20 protein-coding genes are annotated in these 19,364 nt (G+C 64.8%); 13 read left to right on the forward strand and 7 right to left on the reverse strand.

All coding sequences use genetic code 11. From position 1 onward, the window contains the following. The first annotated feature begins 208 nt into the window (after positions 1 to 208). Positions 209 to 481 carry a hypothetical protein gene (locus tag J3U95_RS24680; RefSeq protein WP_208281280.1) on the forward strand — a complete coding sequence of 91 codons (273 nt, stop codon included), beginning with the start codon at positions 209 to 211 and terminating at the stop codon, positions 479 to 481. 37 nt (positions 482 to 518) lie between these two features. On the opposite strand, the gene J3U95_RS24685 is transcribed toward J3U95_RS24680, so the two are convergent. After that, complete coding sequence (locus tag J3U95_RS24685) at positions 519 to 1,070, reverse strand: DUF1697 domain-containing protein (RefSeq protein WP_208281281.1); 552 nt, start codon at positions 1,068 to 1,070, stop codon at positions 519 to 521. A 141-nt stretch (positions 1,071 to 1,211) separates the two neighbouring features. Between J3U95_RS24685 and J3U95_RS24690 the strand changes: the two genes are divergently transcribed. Both J3U95_RS24690 and J3U95_RS24695 read left to right on the forward strand, forming a co-directional pair. Further along, a complete protein-coding gene (locus tag J3U95_RS24690; protein ID WP_208281282.1) occupies positions 1,212 to 1,541 on the forward strand; it encodes a hypothetical protein in 330 nt (109 codons plus the stop codon). Beyond that, positions 1,538 to 2,377, forward strand: coding sequence for an HDOD domain-containing protein (locus J3U95_RS24695; protein ID WP_208281283.1), 840 nt, complete (start codon positions 1,538 to 1,540; stop codon positions 2,375 to 2,377). The genes J3U95_RS24690 and J3U95_RS24695 overlap by 4 nt, the downstream gene beginning before the upstream one ends. A 136-nt stretch (positions 2,378 to 2,513) precedes the next feature. On the opposite strand, the gene J3U95_RS24700 is transcribed toward J3U95_RS24695, so the two are convergent. Then, positions 2,514 to 2,921 carry a hypothetical protein gene (locus tag J3U95_RS24700; RefSeq protein ID WP_109346351.1) on the reverse strand — a complete coding sequence of 136 codons (408 nt, stop codon included), beginning with the start codon at positions 2,919 to 2,921 and terminating at the stop codon, positions 2,514 to 2,516. Between the two features lie 606 nt (positions 2,922 to 3,527). Here J3U95_RS24700 and miaB point away from each other — a divergent pair. The 10 genes from miaB (at position 3,528) to J3U95_RS24750 (ending at position 14,475) form a co-directional block, all read left to right on the forward strand. Further along, on the forward strand, positions 3,528 to 4,889 hold the full coding sequence (gene miaB / locus J3U95_RS24705; RefSeq protein ID WP_208281284.1) for a tRNA (N6-isopentenyl adenosine(37)-C2)-methylthiotransferase MiaB: 1,362 nt from the start codon (positions 3,528 to 3,530) through the stop codon (positions 4,887 to 4,889). Beyond that, entirely contained in the window at positions 4,886 to 5,980 is a 1,095-nt protein-coding gene (locus tag J3U95_RS24710) for a PhoH family protein (protein WP_208281285.1), read from the forward strand. Before miaB ends, J3U95_RS24710 begins: the two co-directional genes overlap by 4 nt. Continuing rightward, the gene (ybeY, locus tag J3U95_RS24715) at positions 5,955 to 6,422 is read left to right on the forward strand and encodes an rRNA maturation RNase YbeY (RefSeq protein ID WP_208281286.1); all 468 of its coding nucleotides are present in this window, start codon (positions 5,955 to 5,957) and stop codon (positions 6,420 to 6,422) included. Before J3U95_RS24710 ends, ybeY begins: the two co-directional genes overlap by 26 nt. 93 nt (positions 6,423 to 6,515) lie before the next feature. After that, positions 6,516 to 7,394, forward strand: coding sequence for a CorC family transporter (locus tag J3U95_RS24720; protein WP_208281287.1), 879 nt, complete (start codon positions 6,516 to 6,518; stop codon positions 7,392 to 7,394). Continuing rightward, positions 7,394 to 8,959 (forward strand): apolipoprotein N-acyltransferase, encoded by a 1,566-nt coding sequence (gene lnt, locus J3U95_RS24725; RefSeq protein ID WP_208281288.1) that lies wholly within the window; start codon positions 7,394 to 7,396, stop codon positions 8,957 to 8,959. The genes J3U95_RS24720 and lnt overlap by 1 nt, the downstream gene beginning before the upstream one ends. 97 nt (positions 8,960 to 9,056) lie before the next feature. After that, complete coding sequence (gene glyQ, locus J3U95_RS24730) at positions 9,057 to 9,971, forward strand: glycine--tRNA ligase subunit alpha (RefSeq protein WP_208281289.1); 915 nt, start codon at positions 9,057 to 9,059, stop codon at positions 9,969 to 9,971. Positions 9,972 to 9,988: 17 nt separating this feature from the next. Continuing rightward, positions 9,989 to 12,097: a glycine--tRNA ligase subunit beta gene (gene glyS / locus J3U95_RS24735; protein WP_208281290.1), complete on the forward strand. Its 2,109-nt coding sequence runs from the start codon at positions 9,989 to 9,991 to the stop codon at positions 12,095 to 12,097. A gap of 34 nt (positions 12,098 to 12,131) precedes the next feature. Further along, entirely contained in the window at positions 12,132 to 12,731 is a 600-nt protein-coding gene (gmhB, locus tag J3U95_RS24740) for a D-glycero-beta-D-manno-heptose 1,7-bisphosphate 7-phosphatase (protein ID WP_208281335.1), read from the forward strand. 59 nt (positions 12,732 to 12,790) lie between these two features. Next, on the forward strand, positions 12,791 to 13,531 hold the full coding sequence (locus J3U95_RS24745) for a lysophospholipid acyltransferase family protein (RefSeq protein ID WP_208281291.1): 741 nt from the start codon (positions 12,791 to 12,793) through the stop codon (positions 13,529 to 13,531). 41 nt (positions 13,532 to 13,572) lie between these two features. Beyond that, positions 13,573 to 14,475: a M48 family metallopeptidase gene (locus tag J3U95_RS24750; protein ID WP_208281292.1), complete on the forward strand. Its 903-nt coding sequence runs from the start codon at positions 13,573 to 13,575 to the stop codon at positions 14,473 to 14,475. A gap of 55 nt (positions 14,476 to 14,530) precedes the next feature. Here J3U95_RS24750 and J3U95_RS24755 read toward each other — a convergent pair whose 3' ends face one another. The 5 genes from J3U95_RS24755 to J3U95_RS24775 all read right to left on the reverse strand — a co-directional run bounded on the left by J3U95_RS24755 (position 14,531) and on the right by J3U95_RS24775 (position 19,359). Then, positions 14,531 to 14,989 (reverse strand): YcxB family protein, encoded by a 459-nt coding sequence (locus J3U95_RS24755; protein ID WP_229520084.1) that lies wholly within the window; start codon positions 14,987 to 14,989, stop codon positions 14,531 to 14,533. A gap of 149 nt (positions 14,990 to 15,138) precedes the next feature. Further along, complete coding sequence (gene waaA / locus J3U95_RS24760; RefSeq protein WP_208281294.1) at positions 15,139 to 16,425, reverse strand: lipid IV(A) 3-deoxy-D-manno-octulosonic acid transferase; 1,287 nt, start codon at positions 16,423 to 16,425, stop codon at positions 15,139 to 15,141. Continuing rightward, positions 16,422 to 17,402 carry a lipopolysaccharide heptosyltransferase I gene (gene waaC, locus J3U95_RS24765; protein ID WP_229520085.1) on the reverse strand — a complete coding sequence of 327 codons (981 nt, stop codon included), beginning with the start codon at positions 17,400 to 17,402 and terminating at the stop codon, positions 16,422 to 16,424. Before waaC ends, waaA begins: the two co-directional genes overlap by 4 nt. Positions 17,403 to 17,412: 10 nt before the next feature. Next, on the reverse strand, positions 17,413 to 18,795 hold the full coding sequence (locus tag J3U95_RS24770) for a phosphomannomutase/phosphoglucomutase (protein WP_208281296.1): 1,383 nt from the start codon (positions 18,793 to 18,795) through the stop codon (positions 17,413 to 17,415). Positions 18,796 to 19,047: 252 nt separating this feature from the next. After that, positions 19,048 to 19,359: an H-NS histone family protein gene (locus J3U95_RS24775; RefSeq protein WP_109348056.1), complete on the reverse strand. Its 312-nt coding sequence runs from the start codon at positions 19,357 to 19,359 to the stop codon at positions 19,048 to 19,050. Positions 19,360 to 19,364 lie beyond the last annotated feature (5 nt).

Below are 19,364 nucleotides of genomic sequence, written 5' to 3' on the forward strand. Positions count from 1 at the left end.
CGTGCCGCCATCCTCAATCGCTTCACGCGCTTGGGCACGCCCACGACCGTAGCGGTGACCATGCCGTAAATCCGTCTGGGGTTTGGGGTACTACGCGCTCAATTGATTTATGCAACAAAGCCATCCTGATGTGGCAAGATGGCGACCGCGGATGAAGTTTCAACCCATCCAAAGCTCGGTGGCATTTAGCTTGTAAAGAGGAACGGCTATGAAAAGACATGCTCTGACAGCGGCGCTTGCACTCTTCCTCGCCAATGCGGCGCAAGCCGCCGTTATCGATCTTGCTCCCGGCAATGGCGTCGTAGCCAATCCGGTCCCGCAAGCGGTGCACGACCTGGCAATCACGGGTCACACGCACATCGTCGCCCCACCGTCCCACCTGTCCGAACTGCCCGAGCCGGAAGTGTTCGCGATGATGCTGGTCGGCCTGATCCTGATCGGCTACCGTGCCGGCCGGGACAGCAGCGACAAGTTCAAGTAGGCGCCCGACAGCGCCGGGAGTGCCGGCGCGCGGCCGGTCAGCACCCGGCCGGATGGCTGCACAAGCCGTGCAGCTTGGTGATCGTGCGCCAGTTGCGCGAAGTCGTGCCATCGCCCAGCCCCTTGCCAAGGGCCGCGGCGGCGGCGCTGTCGAGCACGCCTTCCGGGCACCAGACATAGGCGGCGCGGCGGCCGATCGCCAGCGCCTCGGGCTGCCAGTCCTGGCAGCACAGGCAGGCCGCCACCTCGCGCTGCGGCTCGCCCGCCAGCAGGAAGGCGAACAGGCGCGCATGGTCGTCGGCCAGGTCCAGCAAGGGATTGTCGTCGATGATGTCGGCCAGCTCCTGGCGCTCGAGCACGAACACGCGCGCCGCCACGCCGAGGCGCAGCACCATCGCTTCCTCGAGCACCTCGGCCGCCTGGCTGGATGGCACGTCGGCATCGAAGATCACGTTACCGCTGTTGAGCAGGCTGCGCACGCCGGTATAGCCCAGGCTTTCGACCAGCTTGCGCAGGTCGGCCATGGCAATCCGTTTGGCGCGGCCGACATTTACGCCGCGCAACAAGGCAATGTAGCGTTGGCTGGTCATGGGATCATGGTAACGTGGCGCGGGCAATCGGTGCGCGCGTCTTGACGCATATTGCAGGCGGGACAGACAAACGATTGCGCATGCTTACAGAAATTCATCCGCGCCGGTGATAACATCGGCGCAGAATTGAATGGAGGTAATATGAGCGATGACCACGCGATGGTCCCCGTGCCCCAGTTGATGCCGGGCATGGTGCTCTCGGACGAGCTGCTGGACAATCATGGCCTGGTACTGCTGGCCAAGGGCGCCGTCCTCAGCGAGGCGACCATCGCTTCGCTGCAGCGTCACCACATCGAGGCGGTGCCGGTGGCGCGCGTCGAAGCGCACCGCGCGCCGGACGAGGGGGCGGTCGTTGCCCGGCTCGACCACCTGTTCCGCAAGCACGATCTCGAGGGCGACAACGACTGGGCCGGCAAGCTGCTGCGCCGCTACGTCGAGGATTACCGCCTGGAACGGCAGGTGGCGCCATGACGATCACTTCGGAAGAGCTGGTCCAGGGCCTGGAAGACCTGCCCTCGCTGCCCGCCGTCGTGATGGAGCTGCTCGGCAGCATCGACCAGGAAGACGTCGACATCTCGGTGCTGGCCAGGAAAGTGTCGGCCGACCAGGCGCTGACGGCGAAGACGCTGCGCCTGGCCAACTCGTCGGCCTTCGGGCTGCAGGTCAAGGCCACCACGATCCAGCAGGCGATGACCTATCTGGGCTTCCAGGCCACGCGCAACCTGATCATGGCGGCGGCGATGACGGGATGCTTCCCGAGTGGACGCTGCCCCAGCTTCGACGACAAGGCCTTCTGGCGCCTGTCGATCGCCACCGCCGCCTGCGCGCGGGTGCTGGCGCGCCATATGCGCTTCAACCAGGACGTGGCGTTCACGGCCGGCCTGCTGCACGGCATCGGCCGCCTGGTGCTGGTGACGCGCTATCCCGAGCAGTACGATGCCGTTCTGCGCGAACGCAAGCGCCTCGATGGCGACCTGCTCGACGCCGAGCGGGCGATGCTGGGCGTCGACCACCTGCTGGCCGGCGCGGCGCTGGCCGAGCACTGGCAGTTCTCGGGCACGATGCAGCAGGCGATCGCGTTTTATCACGCGCCGGAAACGCCGGGCGCCGGCTTCCTGGCCACCATCGTCCATGTGGCCCATGCGGTGGCCCATGCGCTCGACCTCGCCGGCGACGCGGACGAGCTGGTGCCCGCCGTGTCCAGCGTGGCCTGGACGGCGCTCGGTCTGCCTGAGGAAACATGGCTGCACGTGTTCCGCGAGACGGAACTGCAGTTCGAGGAAATGACAGCCATCCTGATGGCCTAGGCCGCAGGACGGTGCACGATGAATCAGTAGAAACTAGTACGTAGTGCGGCGCCGCTGCTGTTGCAAAGTCAACGTGGCGGCGCCGCAGCCCGCCAATACCGAAGGCATGACAGATGCGGCTGTCATGCCCACGGCATCAGTGCGCATAATTGCCGGAGGTCTTGTTCGACGCTTCGTTGGTCTGCGCGCCCTGGCCTTGCGGCTGGGCTTGCTGCTGGGCGGCAGCGGCTGCGGCCTGTGCAGCTTTCTCTTCTGGCTTCGGGCGGCCCTGGGCATCCGACAGGCGGTATTTGGTGCGGCGGTCGCCCATCAGGTCGCGCAGGTCACGGATGCTCATGCCGGTCACTTCGTGCATGCGGATCAGCAGCGAGGCGCCGACCGGCAGGCGGTGGTGGCGGATCTTGCTGATGACCGGCGGCGCCACTTCCAGCATGCGCGACAGGGCGGCGTCGTTTTTGAGCTGCATCTTGCCGAGCAGGATGTCCAACAGATGGTTCGGGTTGTAACTTTCCTGCGAAGATAGAGCGTGATGTTGTTGTGCCATGATAATTACCTCACGAGTTTGGTTAAAATAGTTCCTTTACGAACTTTTGTTAAAGACTACCTTTCGTCAACATAAGTTCCCGGAACTTGTTCAGGGATTAAACAGCGCTAATCTGAACATTCCCTTAAGAATTCCGGCCCACAGTGCTCCATGTTTCTTTCCACATACGCACTTGTCTTTCAAACAAATTATCTTCCGCGTACGCCAGTGCGATCACGAAGCGGCGCATGTGACTCCTTGTCGGAAATCAAGCTATCGTGTGGAAAGCTTGTCACGTTTGCATTTCAGCACATGGGGCTCAATTGTGGCGCACGCAAGAGATTTCTTGGATAAATTTTGTAAATCGGAATCCAGTCAGAAGTCATTGATTTACATAGGGAAACACATCATGACAGCAAGGCTATGTGTCATGAATAATAAAGTATGTTCGCTAGCGGACATTTAACAATCTGAGTATAAATACAATTACTTTAGGTAAAGAAATTAACCATTCCGCGCGGCATTAAAACAGCCACACCCGTGGCCGCTTGGGTCCATGCCGAATTACGGTAAACTGGCCCCGTCCACGTCTTGTCGATGCAGCGCTCGCCCACAACTAGCAATTCCATGCAAAAAAAAGTATTCATTAAAACCTTCGGCTGCCAGATGAACGAGTACGACTCGGACAAGATGGTCGACGTCCTTGGCGCCTCGGATGGACTGGTGCGCACCGACACGCCGGAAGACGCGGATGTGATCCTGTTTAATACCTGCTCGATCCGCGAGAAATCGCAAGAAAAAGTGTTCTCCGACTTGGGCCGCATCAAGGAACTGAAGCGCAAGAATCCCGAGCTGGTCATCGGCGTCGGCGGCTGCGTCGCGTCGCAAGAAGGCGACGCCATCGTCAAGCGCGCACCCTATGTGGACGTGGTGTTCGGCCCGCAGACCCTGCATCGCCTGCCCCAGCTGATCCAGGACCGGCGCCAGTCGGGCAAGGCGCAAGTCGACATCAGTTTCCCCGAAATCGAGAAATTCGACTTCTTGCCACCTAGCAAGGTTGAAGGCCCTATCGCGTATGTGTCGATCATGGAAGGCTGCAGCAAGTATTGCAGCTACTGCGTCGTGCCCTATACCCGCGGCGAAGAAGTCTCGCGCCGCTTCGAGGACGTGCTGACCGAAGTCGCCGGCCTCGCCGCCCAGGGGGTGAAGGAAATCATGTTGCTGGGCCAGAACGTGAACGCCTTCCGCGGCGCCATGGAAAGCGGCGAGACGGCCGACTTCGCCCTGCTGCTGGAATACATCGCCGAGATTCCCGGCATCGAGCGCCTGCGTTTCGTCACCAGCCACCCGAAGGAATTCAGCCAGCGCCTGATCGACGCCTATGCCCGCATCCCGCAACTGGTCAGCCACCTGTACCTGCCGGTGCAGCACGGCTCCGACCGCGTGCTCAATGCCATGAAGCGCGGCTATACCGGCCTCGAATACAAGTCGATCATCCGCCGCCTGCGTGCGGTGCGTCCGGACATGACCTTCTCGTCCGACTTCATCGTCGGTTTCCCGGGCGAGACCGAGGCCGATTTCGAAGCCATGATGAAGCTGGTCGAGGACGTGAACTTCGACAATAGCTTCAGCTTTATCTTCAGCAAGCGCCCCGGCACGCCGGCCGCGAACCTCGAAGACGACACCCCGCACGAAGTCAAGCTGGCGCGCCTGCAGCGCCTGCAAGCCCTGATCGATGCCAATACCCGCAAGCACAGCGCCGCCATGGTCGGCACCGTGCAGCGGGTGCTGGTCGAAGGCGTCGCCAAGAAGGACGCCACCCAGTTGCAGGGCCGCGCCGAGAACAACCGCGTGGTTCTGTTCCCGCTGGACGAGACGAATGCTTCCCTGATCGGCCAGCTGGCCGACGTGCGCATCGCCGCCAGCCACGATTACTATTTGCGCGGCGAACTCGTCGCCAACCTCGATACGATAGCCAAAGCCAGTTGAAAACACAGCCAACCCTGCCCTCGTACTTCATTCCCGAGCCGCTCGACAATACGCGGCTCGCCCACCTGTGCGGCCCGCTCGACGAGAACCTGCGCCAGATCTCGGCCGCGCTCGACGTCACGGTGTTCCGCCGCGGCGAGAAATTCATCGTCAGCGGCGCCAATGCCGAACGCGCCGTCGAATTGCTGGAACGCTTCTATGCGGTCGCCAACAAGGTCGTGCCGATCGAGGAGGTGCAACTGGCCCTGGTCGAGCAGCGCGCCGGCCTGAAGCCGCGCGCCGCGGCTGACGAGGCGGCGGCCGACAAGGCAAGCAAGGCCGACGACAGCGACGAAGCCGACGCCGGAGCGGCGCCGGAAAGCCTCGAAAGCCCGATCCTCAAGACCCGCCGCAGCGACCTGCGCGGCCGCACGCCGCACCAGATCCAGTACCTGAACGCGGTGCTGAACCACGACATCAGCTTCGGCATCGGCCCGGCCGGCACCGGCAAGACCTATCTCGCCGTGGCCTGCGCAGTGGACGCCCTCGAGCGCGACGCCGTCAAGCGCATCATCCTGACCCGTCCGGCCGTCGAGGCCGGCGAGCGCCTGGGCTTCCTGCCGGGCGACCTGGCGCAAAAAGTCGATCCTTACCTGCGTCCGCTGTACGACGCGCTGTACGACCTGCTGGGCTTTGACCGCACGCAGAAGCTCTTCGAAAAACAGGTGATCGAGATTGCGCCGCTGGCCTATATGCGCGGCCGCACCCTCAACCACGCCTTCGTGATCCTGGACGAAGCCCAGAACACGACCGTCGAGCAGATGAAGATGTTCCTGACCCGGATCGGCTTCGGCAGCAAGGCCGTGGTCACCGGCGACGTCACGCAGGTCGACCTGCACAAGACCCAGCGCAGCGGCCTGGTCGACGCCATGCATGTGCTGAAGGACGTGCGCGGCATCGCCTTCACTCAATTCTCGAGCGCCGACGTGGTGCGCCACCCGCTGGTGGCGCGCATCATTGATGCATATGAGAAAGATACTTCGGTCCAGGAACTGGCCGCCCTCCCCAAACCGACCCCGGTGAAAAATGCAAGAAAAAAAATATCCACTTGAACTGGAAATCCAGTTCGCCGATACCCGCCTCGAAGGCGAGATCACCGAAGCCAAGCTGCAGCGCTGGGTCGAGGCGGCCCTGCTCGGCCCGGCCGAGCTGACCATCCGCTTCGTCGATGCCGAGGAAGGCCAGGCCCTGAACAAGGCTTACCGCGGCAAGGACTACGCCACCAACGTCCTCACCTTCGCCTACAACGAAGAAGAGGAACTGGGCGAGGACGACCCGACCCAGGCCGACATCGTGCTGTGCACCGACGTGCTGCAGCGCGAGGCCGAGGAGCAAAAGAAAACGGTCGAGGAACACGCGGCCCACCTGGTCGTGCACGGCGTGCTGCACGCCCAGGGCTGGGACCACGAAAACGATGACGATGCCGAAGAAATGGAGCAGTTCGAGCGCGACATCATGGAAGTGCTGGGCTTCCCGGATCCCTACGCCGATTGACGCAACCAGCCGGGTGCGCACCCCTGTAAATATCGGGTGCGCCACCTTTTGGTGTATCCTACACCCCATTGCAACAACGGCTTCCCGCCAACTATGCCCGAGTATCCCAGTGACGTCCGACCGGACGCCAAACCCCACAGGTCACTGCTTGAACGGCTGACCGCCTTCATCTCCCCCGAGCCCGAAAATCGTGCAGAGCTCCTCGAAGTGCTGCACGATGCCCACGAACGCAACCTCCTCGACGCCGATGCGCTGTCGATGATCGAGGGCGTGTTCCAGGTTTCCGACCTGTCGGCGCGTGACATCATGGTTCCCCGTTCCCAAATGGACGTGATCGACATCACGAAACCGATCGAGGAATGGATGCCGATCGTGCTCGAAACCGCCCACTCGCGCTTCCCTGCCATCGAAGGCGAGCGCGACAAGGTGGTCGGCATCCTGCTGGCCAAGGATTTATTGCGTTATTACGCTGAAGAATCTTTCGACGTACGCACCAAATTGCGCCCGGCGGTCTTCATTCCCGAATCGAAACGCCTGAACGTGCTGCTGCGCGACTTCCGCGCCAACCACAACCACATGGCGATCGTGGTCGACGAGTATTCCGGCGTGGCCGGCCTGATCACGATCGAGGACGTGCTCGAGCAGATCGTCGGCGACATCGAGGACGAATACGATTTCGATGAAGAAGAAGACAACATCATCTCGATCCGCGAAGGCCAGCACGGCCCGCGCTGGCGCATCAAGGCGCTGACCGAGATCGAGCAATTCAACGAGGAACTCGGCACCGAGCTGCCGGACGACGAAGTCGACACCATCGGCGGCCTGATCGCGAGCCACCTGGGCCACATGCCGCACAAGGGCGAAGTGGTCGACCTGCACGGCCTGCGCTTCGAGATCCTGCGCGCCGACGCACGCCAGATCCACGTCCTGCTGGTCGAACAGTTGCCATCGGTCGAAGACGAACGCGATTGATGCTGCGCCGTCGGACCACCGTTACAACAGCGCCTGACCCGGCGCTGCGCGGCACGCGTCCGTCGGCGCTGTTGCTGCTCACCGCCGCGCTGGCCGGCGGCTCCTCCATCCTGTCGTTCCAGCCCTTCGGCTGGTGGCCGCTGCAATTCCTTTCTCTGGCCTGGCTGTTCTACCAGGTCGGCATGGGCAGTTCGGTCAAGCGCGCGACCCTGATCGGCTGGGCCTTCGGCTTCGGCTGGTCGGTCGCCGGCATGCACTGGCTTTCCGTCCTCATGACCCGCTTCGCTCACTTGCCGGTGCTGCTGGCCGTGGTGGCGATCGTCCTGCTCGGCCTGTACATGGGCCTGTTCGCCGCCTTCACCGCCGGCGTGGCGAGCTGGTTGCGCAAGCGCTGGTCGCTGCCGGTGGCCGCCTTCCTGCTGCTGGTGCTGCCCACGCTGTGGGGCGTGTCCGAATGGCTGCGCGGCTGGGTGTTCACGGGCTTTCCCTGGGCCTCGTCGGGCTACGCCCACGACCTGGCCCCACTGGCCGGCTACGCGCCGCTGATCGGCGTGTACGGCATCGGCATCCTGGCCGGCGTCGGCGCCGGCTGCATCGCGATGCTGACCCAGCGCGCGCGCTGGCCGGCGATCGGCCTGCTGGCGGGCCTGATGCTGGTGGGCGCGGGCCTGCGCACGGTCGAATGGACCCAGGAAAGCGGGCAGCCGATCACTGTGCGCCTGCTGCAAGGCAATATCCCGCAAGACAGGAAATTCGATATGGAATTCCTGACCAGCATCGTCACGCGCTACCAGGCCATGATCACGGCGGCCCCGGCCGACCTGATCGCGACGCCGGAAACCGCCCTGCCCGTCTTCCCGCACAACCTGCCGGACGGCTACCTGGACGGCCTGCAGCGCTATGCCACGACCACCGGCAGCACGCTGGCGATCGGCATGCCGCTGTTCGACGGCCCGGAAAAATACGGCAACAGCCTGATCGCGATGAGCCCCGAGCCCAAGCCCTATCGCTACGACAAGGCGCACCTGGTGCCGTTCGGCGAATTCATCCCGCCGGGCTTCCGCTGGTTCACCGACATGATGAACATCCCGCTGAACGACGCCACCCGCGGCGCCGCGCTGCAGGCCCCGTTCCAGGTCAAGGACCAGTGGGTGCTGCCGAATATCTGCTACGAAGACGTGTTCGGCGAAGAGATCGCCTACCAGCTGCGCAATGCGCAGCACCCGGCGACCCTGCTGCTGAATGTGTCGAACCTGTCGTGGTACGGCCAGTCGGTGGCCATCCCGCAGCACCTGCAGATCTCGCGCATGCGCACCCTGGAGACGGGCCGCCCGATGCTGCGCTCGACCAACGACGGCGCCACCGCCGTGATCGACCACCGCGGCAACATCACGCAAGTGCTGCCCTTCTACACCGATGGCGTCCTGAGCGCGACCGTGCGCGGCGCGAGCGGCATGACGCCGTTCATCCGCCTTGGCAATGCGGCCTTCCTGATGCTGGGAGGCGTGATGCTGCTCGGCGCGTGGTTTGCGGGCCGCCGCTACCGTCTTAAATCGAATAGCTGAGTTGAAATCGCCCCCCAGAGGGGCGCAAAAATTCAGTAGAATTAGTCATTTGGCAAACATACCGTGTTCGCGGCCCACTAGCCCCGTCCCATTCGAGATGCTCACATTCCAACAAATCATCCTCACCCTGCAGTCCTACTGGGACAAGCAGGGCTGCGCACTGCTCCAGCCCTACGACATGGAAGTCGGCGCGGGCACCTTCCACACCGGCACCTTCCTGCGTGCGATCGGCCCCGAGCCGTGGCGCGCCGCCTATGTGCAGCCGTCGCGCCGCCCGAAGGATGGCCGCTATGGCGAGAATCCGAACCGCCTGCAGCACTACTACCAGTATCAGGTGGCGCTGAAGCCGGCGCCCGAGAACATCCTCGACCTGTACCTCGGTTCGCTCGAGGCGCTGGGCCTGGACCTCAAGAAGAATGACGTGCGCTTCGTCGAGGACGACTGGGAAAGCCCGACCCTGGGCGCCTGGGGCCTTGGCTGGGAAGTCTGGCTGAACGGCATGGAAGTCACCCAGTTCACCTATTTCCAGCAGGTCGGCGGCCTCGATTGCAAGCCGGTGCTGGGCGAGATCACCTATGGCATCGAGCGCCTGGCCATGTACCTGCAGGGCGTCGAGAACGTCTACGACCTGGTGTGGACCGAGTGGGAAGAAAACGGCGTCAAGAAGAAGCTCTCCTACGGCGACGTCTTCCACCAGAACGAAGTCGAACAATCGACCTACAACTTCGAGCATTCGAACACCGAGATCCTGTTCCAGGCTTTCAATAACCACGAATCCGAAGCCAAGCGCCTGGTCGAGCTGCAACTGACCCTGCCGGCCTACGAGCAGATCATGAAGGCCTCGCACAGCTTCAACCTGCTGGACGCGCGCGGCGCGATCTCGGTGACCGAGCGCGCCGCCTACATCGGCCGCGTGCGCACCCTGTCGCGCCTGGTGGCGCAAGCCTATTACGATTCGCGCGAGAAGCTGGGCTTCCCGATGGCTCCAAAGACTGAACCAGCTGCGGCTTGAAAAGAACAGAACAGACCATGAACCAAACACTCCTCGTCGAACTGCAGACCGAAGAACTGCCGCCGAAGGCGCTCGTCAAGCTGGGCGCGGCTTTTGCCGCCGGAATCTCGAACGGCCTGAAGGCGCGCGACTTCCTGGAAGCCGACAGCGTCGTCACCACCCACGCCACCCCGCGCCGCCTGGCGGTCACGATCACGAACGTGCGCGACACCTCGCCCGACAAATCGATCCGCGAGAAGGTGCTGCCTGTCTCCGTGGCCCTCGACAAGGAAGGCAATCCGAGCGCGCCGCTGGCCAAGAAGCTGGCCGCGCTGGGCTTCCCGGGCTTGAGCATCGACCAGCTCGAACGCGCCCAGGACGGCAAGGCCGAGAGCTTCTTCTACACCTATACGGCCGCCGGCAGCGCCCTTGCGGGCGCCCTGCAGGACGTGCTGGCCGAGACAGTGTCCAAGCTGCCGATCCCGAAGGTCATGAGCTACCAGCGTCCGAGCGGCGACACCGTGCAGTTCGTGCGTCCGGTGCACCTCCTGACCGCGCTGCATGGCGACCAGGTGCTGCCGCTGTCCCTGCTGGGCCTTGCCGCCGGTCGCACCACGATGGGCCACCGCTTCCTGTCGCATGGCGGCCCGATCGCGATCGACCATGCCGACAACTACGCGCAAGTGTTGGAAAGCCAAGGCAAGGTGCTCTCGTCCGCGGAAGCGCGCAAGGAAAGCATCCGCACCCAGCTGCTCGACAAAGCCGGCGCCGACCAGGTCTTGATGCCCGAATCGCTGCTGGACGAAGTGGCGGCCCTGGTCGAATGGCCGGTGGTCTATGAATGCCGCTTCGAGGAAGAATTCCTGGCCGTGCCGCAGGAGTGCCTGATCCTCACCATGCAGACGAACCAGAAATACTTCGCGCTGACCGATAGCGAAGGCAAGCTGCGTTCGCGCTTCCTGATCGTGTCGAACATCGCGACCGACGACCCTACCGCCATCGTCGGCGGCAACGAGCGCGTGGTACGCCCGCGCCTGTCGGACGCCAAGTTCTTCTTCGAGCAGGACAAGAAAAAAACGCTGGAGTCGCGCCTGCCGCAGCTCGCGAGCGTGGTCTACCACAACAAGCTGGGCTCGCAGGCCGAGCGCAGCGAGCGCGTGACCAAGCTGGCGACCTATATCGCCACCCGCCTGGGCTTCGACGCGGCGCTGGCCGAGCGCGGCGCGCGCCTGTCCAAGGCCGACCTCCTGACCGACATGGTCGGCGAATTCCCCGAGCTGCAAGGCATCATGGGCACGTATTACGCGCGCCACGACGGCGAGCATGACGAAGTCGCGCGCGCGGCGTCCGAACACTACCAGCCGCGCTTCGCCGGCGACGCCCTGCCTGCCACCAATACCGGTCTCGCGGTCGCCCTGGCCGACAAGCTGGAAACCCTGGTCGGCATCTGGGCCATCGGCCTGCAGCCGACCGGCGAGAAGGATCCGTTCGCGCTGCGCCGCCACGCGCTGGGCATCATGCGCATGCTGGTCGAGAAGCGCCTGCCGCTGTCGATCGCCGACACGCTGGCCGACGCGATGACCACCTTCGCCGACGAGCCGGCACGCTTCGAATCGCTGCGGGATCCGCGCGCGGAAGTCACCGCCTTCATGCTCGACCGTCTGCGCGGCATGCTGCGCGAGCGCGGCTTCTCGCCGAACGAAGTCGAGGCGGTGCTGGCCCAGAACCCGGACCGCGTCGACGACGTGGTGCAGCGCCTGGAAGCGGTGCAGGCCTTCGCGGCGCTGCCCGAGGCAGCCTCGCTGGCCGCCGCCAACAAGCGCATCACCAACATCCTCAAGAAGAACGAGGACGCGATGCCGAAGGACGCCGCGGTCGACCCTGGCCTGCTGCAGGACCAGGCCGAGAAGGACCTGGCGGCTGCCGTCACCCGCGTGCAACCCGAAGTCGATGCGGCCTTCGCCGCGGGCGACTTCAGCGGCACGCTCAAGACCCTGGCCCAGCTGCGCGACCAGGTCGACGCCTTCTTCAACGACGTGATGGTGATGGCCGACGACGTCAAGCTGCGCAACAACCGCCTGGCCCTGCTGGCGGTCTTGCACGGCATGATGAACCGCGTGGCCGACATCTCGAAGCTGGCGGCCTGAGATGGGCAAGGAGCGCGACAAGGAAGAGCGGGCGATGAAGCTCATCATCCTCGACCGGGATGGCGTGATCAACCACGATTCGCCGGACTTCATCAAGTCGCCGGCCGAATGGATCCCGATCCCCGGCTCGCTCGAGGCGATCGCGCGCCTGAACCAGGCGGGCTACCGGGTGGTGGTCGCGACCAACCAGTCGGGCATCGCGCGCGGCCTGTTCGACATCACGACCCTGAACGCCATCCACGCCAAGCTGCATGCGGCGGCCCAGCTGGTGGGCGCCGACATCGACGCCATCTTCTTCTGCCCGCACGCGGCGATCGACGCCTGCGATTGCCGCAAGCCCAAGTCGGGCATGTTCGAAGAGATCGGCAAGCGCTTCAAGGTCAATCTCAAGGGCGTGCCCACCGTGGGCGACTCGCTGCGCGACCTGCAGGCCGGCTTCAACCGCGGCTGCACGCCCTACCTGGTGCTGACCGGGAAAGGCGAGAAGACCGAGGCCACCGGCGGCCTGCCGCCCGGCACCCAGGTGTTCCCTGATTTGGCGGCGATGGTGACGGCCTTCCTCAAGCCGGGGACTCCTTCGAGTCCCCCCGCACCGAGCGCCCCCTCTGGCACAACCGGCGCGCAGCCTGCATAATCAATACAAGAATAAAAAGCTGTCCAGTCCAGAACCAGATCGATTTGTCCGGAGCCCCTTTGCGTAACTTCAGTTTGTTCCTGCGTTCCCTGCTGTTCACGATCGTCATGGTCGTCGCCACCGTCATCTGGGCCTGCCTCTGCTTCCTGGCGGCGCCGCTGTCGTACAACAAGCGCTTCTGGTTCACCTCGCGCTGGAATGTCTTCATCATCTGGTGCGCGCGCGTCATCTGCGGCATCCGCTACGAATTCAAGGGCTACGACAACCTGCCCGACGCGCCGGCCATCGTGCTCTCGAAGCACCAGTCGGCATGGGAAACGATCTTCCTGCTGCCCAATCTCACGCGGCCGCTGGTCTATGTCTTCAAGAAGGAAATCCTGTACATCCCCTTCTTCGGCTGGGCCATGGGCTTGCTGCGCATGATCCCGATCGACCGCAAGCAGGGCAAGAATGCTTTCAGTTCGGTCGTGCGCCACGGGAAGCGCCGCCTGGCCGACGGCCAGTGGATCATCATGTTCCCCGAAGGCACCCGCATCCCGGTCGGCCAGAAGGGCAAGTACAAGAGCGGCGGCACGCGCCTGGCTGTGGAAACCCAAGCGGTCGTGGTGCCGATCGCGCATAATTCGGGCGAGTGCTGGCCCAAGAATTCATTCATCAAACGGCCCGGATTGATCACGGTCTCGATCGGCAAGCCGATCTCGCCCGAAGGCCATACCCCCGACAGCCTGATGCAAGAGGTAGAAAATTGGATAGAATCCGAAATGCGCGTCATTTCGCCCCACGCCTACAAAGGTGGTTGAGCGACGTCAGCGCCCAGATTCGTGAGTCGAGGCCACAGACCATGGCCTCGGCGAAAGTCGACGGGCATCAGCTGGAGTTGTTTGCGCAAGAATTCTTCGCGGCGCTGAAGCCTTCCGACAGGCCTGCGCCTTCCGCGCAGCCGCTGTTCAAGGCGCCGCCAGCGCCGCCCCGCATCAAGCTCCCCTCGCCGCCCGTCGGCCCGCAAGACCCTCCCCTGAAACGCATCGTCCTCGGCCACCACACCATCGAGTACGCCCTGCGCCGCTCATCGCGGCGCTCGATCGGCTTCACGATCGACGACGACGGCCTGCGCGTGACGGCGCCGCGCCGCGTGACGCTCGAGGAAATCGACAACGCGCTGCGCGCCAAGCAGCGCTGGATCGTCACCAAGCTGCTCGAACGGGGAGAACGGCGCGACCAGCGCCAGCAGCGGCTGCCTGTCGAATGGAAGGACGGCGCGCGCCTGCCTTACCTGGGCGGCGACGTCGTGCTGCGCCTCGAGGAAGCGGCGCGCAGCCACTGCCAGTTCGACGCCGCAAGCAATGAGCTGTGGATCGGCGTGGTGCCTGGGCTGTCCGAATGGCAGCTCAAGGAAAGGGTGAAAATCTGGTTCCAGGCCGAGGCCAAGCGCCTGTTCCGCGAGCGCCTGGACCATTTCGCGCCGCAGCTGGGCGTGAGTTACAGCAGCTTCACGCTGTCGTCGGCCGGCTCGCGCTGGGGCTCGTGCACCGTGGGCGGCAGCATTCGCCTGAACTGGCGCCTGATCCACTATCCGCTGTCATTGATCGACTACGTGGTGGCGCACGAACTGGCCCACCTGCGCGAGATGAACCACAGCCCGGCATTCTGGGCCACGGTGGGCGAGGTGTATCCGGATTACGACGGCGCGCGCCTTGAGCTGCGCAAGCGTTCGCACGAGATGCCGGCGTTGTTCGAGGAGTGATCGAAATTTCCGTGATTGCTGGCGAAATCAGGTTCCCGCCTACCACCAGCCCCAATCAACGCAAAGCCAGCTCATGCCGCGCCGCCGCCAGCTCGCGCATGGTGGCGACCTGCACCTCGGACAGGCAACGGAAGGGAATCGGCAAGGTGCCGCGCTTGAGCACCATCATGAAGCCGCGCGAATAGGTGCGCACGGCGGCCACGTCCTCCCAGCCGATCAGGGTCACGCCGCCGCTGGTGCGCACGATGCCGTGTTCGTCGATGGTGAATTCATAGGTGCGCCGCCCGCGTCCGAGCAGAACGAAGTTGAGGGCCGCGCTGAAGGTGCTTTTCAGGCGCAGGAGCAGGCTGGCCGGCCAGCGCACGCGCCGGCGGCGGATCAGGAAGCCGCCATGCTGCCACATGAAACTGGTGTACTCGCGCAGCGAATAGCGCACGAAAAAGTGCAGCGCATCGGGCGGGAGCGCAGCGTCAGCGCGTGGCGGCGCCGGGACTTCGGTCGGTGCTGCGGTCATGATGGCCTCCAGCGCCTCTGCCGCCTGTTCCTGGACCAGTACCGACGTTAGGAAAACCGCGGGCTTTCCGCTACCGACCGGGCGATTCAACGACAACATGGCGCATCCCCTTTTGTTTTGTACCGTGCAGTTTGGAATGGTAACAAAACCTACCGGATATGCCGTTGCACGAGTTCAACAGTGCGCAGGGTCGCCCCGCGGTGGCGGCGCGCGAAGGCCAGCGCCTTTTCCCCCATCACCACCCGCGCCGCGCCGTCGTCCAGCAGGCGCACGGCCGCCGCCACCAGGGCGTCGGCGCTTGATGCCCGCAGCGCGGCGCCATCGACCACCGCCTCATTGGTGGCGTCGAGGAAGTTGAAAGTATGCTCGCCCACCAGTACCGGCTTGCCCAGCGCGCAGGCTTCGATCAGGTTCTGGCCGCCAAGCGGCAGCAGGCTGCCGCCGATATAGGCGCAATCGCAGGCCGCGTAATAGGCGAACATCTCGCCCATCGAGTCGCCCAGCAGCACGTCGGCGCCGTCCACGCCATGATCGAGATCGAGCTGCGAGCGCCGCGCCAGCGTGAACCCGCGCGCCGAGGCCAGGGAAGCGACTTCGTCGAAACGCTGCGGATGGCGCGGCACGATCGCCAGCAGCGCGCCGGCCGGCTTGCCAGGCATCCGCTGCCAGGCGTCGAGGATCAGCGCCTCCTCGCCCTCGCGCGTGCTGGCGCACAGGAACACGGGCCGCTCGGGGCCGCCGGAACGGATGCGGCTGCGCAGCCAGTCGCCCTTTTCCAGTGCCGCCGGCGGCGGCGTCACGTCGAACTTGACGCTGCCGGTGACCACCACGTTCGGCGCACCGAGCGAGCGGATACGCTCGGCATCGAGTTCGGTCTGGGCCGCGACCAGGGTGAAGCCGCGCGCCGCCTCCAGCATCACGGCGCCCGCCTTGCGGCCGCGCTTGAGGGATTTTTCGGACAGCCTGGCGTTGGCCAGCACGATCGGCACCTCGAGCTGCCTGCAGGCGTGGATCAGGTTGGGCCAGACCTCGGTCTCCATCAGGATGCAGGCCCGCGGCCGGTGGCGGCGCAGGAAGCGCCGCGTCATCACCCCCGTGTCGTACGGCAGGTAGCTTTGCACCACGCGTTCGCCATGGTGGGCAAACAGGGACTTGCCGGTGGCGCGCCCGGTCGGCGTCATATGGGTCAGCAGGATGCGGCAGTCGGGATAGGCCGCCAGCAGCGCGTCGACCACCGGTTCGGCGGCGCGCGTCTCGCCGACCGAGACGGCGTGCACCATGATGGTGGGACGTTCGCCCGGCGCCGGCCCGTCAAGTGCCAGGCGTTCGCCCCAGTGCGCGCGGTAGCCCGGCTCCTTGCGGCCACGCCACCACAGGCGGCCCAGCACGGCCGGCAAGGCCACCCACCACAGGGCGGAATACAGGGTGCGATTCATGCCGGGGCCAGCAGGCGGCGCGCGGCCGCCACCACCTCGTCGCTTGATGGTGGCGTGCCAAGGTCACCCAGGTTGACGATGCGCTCGGACCAGTTGCCCTCGGTCTTCCACTTCGGCGAATCGCAATAGATCTCGATCGTCGGCCGCACGAAAGCGGCGGCGATGTGGGTCAGGCCGGTGTCGACGCCGACCGCGAGCCGCGCATGCTGGGCCAGGGTCACGGCATCCATCATCGACAGCCGGGGCAGCACGCGCGCGTTCGGCATGCCGGCGGCCAGCGCTTCGGCGTCGACGCGTTCGGCCTCCGAGCCCCAGGGCAGCAGCACCGGCATCGGCGCCAGCGCCTTGCCGAGCGCGATCCAGTTGGCGTCCGCCCACTTCTTGGCGGCGCGCGCCGTACCGTGGAAGAATACCGCGTAGTCTTCCTGCGGCAGGAAGGCCGGACGCTGCGACGCGTCCGGCGCCGGCAGGCCGAAGTCGGGCGCCGTATCGACCGGATAATCGAGCGCCGCGCCGGCCACCAGCCGTCCGCGCGCCACCGCGTGGGTGCGCGGGCTCAGGGGAATGCTGTCGGTGTGGAAGATGCGCGAGATGCCTTCATAGCCCGAGCCTTCGCTGCCGTTGGCCAGGCCGACCTTCTTGCCGCCCTTGCGGACCCTGGCCGCGCCCATGATGATGCCGGTCTTGAGCAGGCCCTGGGTGTCGAACACATAGTCGTATTCCTCCTCACGCAGGGTGCGAAAGAAGCCGCGGATCTCGGCGCGTGTCTCGGACTTGCCCAGACTCTTGCGCCAGCGCCGCAGCGCCCAGGGGATCACCTTGCGCACGTGCGGGTTCTGGCGCACCAGGCTGACGTAGCCTTCTTCGACCACCCAGTCGACCGTGGCGCCCGGATGGCGGCGCAGCAGGTCGGCCACCATCGGCAGGTTGTGCAGCACGTCGCCCAGCGACGACACGCGCACCAGCAGGATCTTCAAGCGGACTTCCTTAGAACGGCAGCTCGGCATCCGGCTTGGCGGCCAGGATCACGCTCTTGAACTCGGACTGGATGCGCGCCAGCGCTTCCGGATTTTCGCCCTCGAAGCGCAGCACCACGACCGGGGTCGTGTTCGACGAGCGCGCGAGGCCAAAGCCGTCCGCGTACTCGACGCGCAGGCCGTCGATGTCGTTGATCTTTTCCGAGGTCGGGAACCTGGCGTCGCGGCGCAGCTGGTCGATCAGGGCGAAGTTCTCGCCTTCCTGCAGGTGCAGGTGCAGTTCCGGGGTGCTGCTGGCGATCGGCAGGCCGTTGAGCAGCGCCGACGGGTTCTGCCCTTTCGTCAGGATCTCGAGCATGCGCGCGCCGGCATACAGGCCGTCGTCGAAGCCGTACCAGCGGTCCTTGAAGAAGATGTGGCCGCTCATCTCGCCGCCCAGCGGGGCGCCGGTTTCCTTCAGCTTGGCCTTGACCAGCGAGTGGCCGGTCTTCCACATCAGCGGCTTGCCGCCGTTCTTCTCGATGTAGGGCGCCAGGTGGCGGGTGCACTTGACGTCGTACAGGATCTCGGCGCCCGGGTTGCGCGACAGGACGTCGGCCGCGAACAGCATCATCTGGCGGTCCGGGAAGATGATCTGGCCATCCTTGGTGACCAGGCCCAGGCGGTCGCCGTCGCCGTCGAAGGCCAGGCCGATCTCGGCGTCGGTCTCTTGCAGCGCGCGGATCACGTCCTGCAGGTTTTCCGGGTGGGCCGGGTCAGGATGGTGGTTCGGGAAGTTGCCGTCCACTTCGCAGAACAGCTCGACCACCTCGGCGCCCATGCCGCGGAACAGCTCGGGCGCGAAGGCGCCGGCGACGCCGTTGCCGCAGTCGACCACGATCTTGATCGGACGCGCCAGCTTGACGTCGCCGACGATGCGCTCGATGTAGGCGGCGCGGATGTCGTGGGTGCTGTACTCGCCGCGTTGCTCGGCCACCTTGCCGTCATACGCCGCGATGCTGTCGTGCAGGCCGGTGATGGCGTCGCCATAGATCGCCTCGCCCGCCATCACCATCTTGAAGCCGTTGTAGTCGGGCGGGTTGTGGCTGCCGGTGACCATGATGCCCGAGCGGGTTTCAAGGATGTTCGTTCCAAAGTACACCATCGGCGTGGCAACCATGCCCAGGTCGATCACGTCGACGCCGGCATCGCGCAGGCCTTCGCTCAGGGCGGCGCTCAGCTCCGGACCCGACAGGCGGCCGTCGCGGCCGATCACGACCTTGCGCTCTCCCTTGGCCAGCGCGGCGGCGCCGAAGGCACGGCCGATGTGGCGTGCGATGCCCGCATCCAGGGTCTTGCCGATGATGCCGCGAATATCATAGGCCTTGAAAATCGTTTTCGAGAGAGCAACCATGTTCTTCCTTGGAATTCTTGAGAGGCATGCACCGGTCGCTTGATCGACCGTGGTCATCGCCGGATGTTGGAGGAATGATAAAAAATCGCTTGCTATTGTACCGGCAAGCGCTGGCGCCGTGGGATTGGCGCGCGGGGGAGTGGCAGCGAATTGGCGGAGAGCGGGGCGACGTGGAAAGCGCCCGGTGCCTGGCGGAATGCCGCCACCGCCTGCGCTGCGGAAGTGAGGTTCCGCAACGCAGAGGAAATGAAATCAGACGCGCAGATCGTCGATCGACTTGCCGCCTTCGACCCATTCCTTGACCCACTTCGGCTGGCGGCCGCGGCCGGTCCACTGCAGGTTGGAATCGTCCGGGTGGCGATAGCGCACGGCGACGGTGGCGCCTTTCGAACCGCGGCCGGTGGCGGCCATCAGGTCTTTCAGCGGCACGCCGACGCTTTGGGCGATGGCCAGGATTTGCTCGCGTGCTTTTTGCACTTCCTGGACTTCGCGCTTTTTCATCTCCTGCTTGATTTGTTCCTGCAGGTTGCGCAAATCGCCCAGCGACATATTCGACAGATCCATCATCG

The organism is Massilia oculi, assembly GCF_017582745.1.
GTDB lineage: Bacteria > Pseudomonadota > Gammaproteobacteria > Burkholderiales > Burkholderiaceae_D > Telluria > Telluria oculi_A.

Excerpts from the sequence above, each read along its gene's own strand:
- J3U95_RS24680 (WP_208281280.1), top strand. The coding sequence starts at position 209 with ATGAAAAGACATGCTCTGACAGCGGCGCTTGCACTCTTCCTCGCCAAT.
- J3U95_RS24685 (WP_208281281.1), bottom strand. The coding sequence starts at position 1,070 with ATGACCAGCCAACGCTACATTGCCTTGTTGCGCGGCGTAAATGTCGGC.
- J3U95_RS24690 (WP_208281282.1), top strand. The coding sequence starts at position 1,212 with ATGAGCGATGACCACGCGATGGTCCCCGTGCCCCAGTTGATGCCGGGC.
- J3U95_RS24695 (WP_208281283.1), top strand. The coding sequence starts at position 1,538 with ATGACGATCACTTCGGAAGAGCTGGTCCAGGGCCTGGAAGACCTGCCC.
- J3U95_RS24700 (WP_109346351.1), bottom strand. The coding sequence starts at position 2,921 with ATGGCACAACAACATCACGCTCTATCTTCGCAGGAAAGTTACAACCCG.
- miaB (WP_208281284.1), top strand. The coding sequence starts at position 3,528 with ATGCAAAAAAAAGTATTCATTAAAACCTTCGGCTGCCAGATGAACGAG.
- ybeY (WP_208281286.1), top strand. The coding sequence starts at position 5,955 with ATGCAAGAAAAAAAATATCCACTTGAACTGGAAATCCAGTTCGCCGAT.
- J3U95_RS24720 (WP_208281287.1), top strand. The coding sequence starts at position 6,516 with ATGCCCGAGTATCCCAGTGACGTCCGACCGGACGCCAAACCCCACAGG.
- lnt (WP_208281288.1), top strand. The coding sequence starts at position 7,394 with ATGCTGCGCCGTCGGACCACCGTTACAACAGCGCCTGACCCGGCGCTG.
- glyQ (WP_208281289.1), top strand. The coding sequence starts at position 9,057 with ATGCTCACATTCCAACAAATCATCCTCACCCTGCAGTCCTACTGGGAC.
- glyS (WP_208281290.1), top strand. The coding sequence starts at position 9,989 with ATGAACCAAACACTCCTCGTCGAACTGCAGACCGAAGAACTGCCGCCG.
- gmhB (WP_208281335.1), top strand. The coding sequence starts at position 12,132 with ATGAAGCTCATCATCCTCGACCGGGATGGCGTGATCAACCACGATTCG.
- J3U95_RS24750 (WP_208281292.1), top strand. The coding sequence starts at position 13,573 with ATGGCCTCGGCGAAAGTCGACGGGCATCAGCTGGAGTTGTTTGCGCAA.
- J3U95_RS24755 (WP_229520084.1), bottom strand. The coding sequence starts at position 14,989 with ATGACCGCAGCACCGACCGAAGTCCCGGCGCCGCCACGCGCTGACGCT.
- waaA (WP_208281294.1), bottom strand. The coding sequence starts at position 16,425 with ATGAATCGCACCCTGTATTCCGCCCTGTGGTGGGTGGCCTTGCCGGCC.
- J3U95_RS24770 (WP_208281296.1), bottom strand. The coding sequence starts at position 18,795 with ATGGTTGCTCTCTCGAAAACGATTTTCAAGGCCTATGATATTCGCGGC.
- J3U95_RS24775 (WP_109348056.1), bottom strand. The coding sequence starts at position 19,359 with ATGGATCTGTCGAATATGTCGCTGGGCGATTTGCGCAACCTGCAGGAA.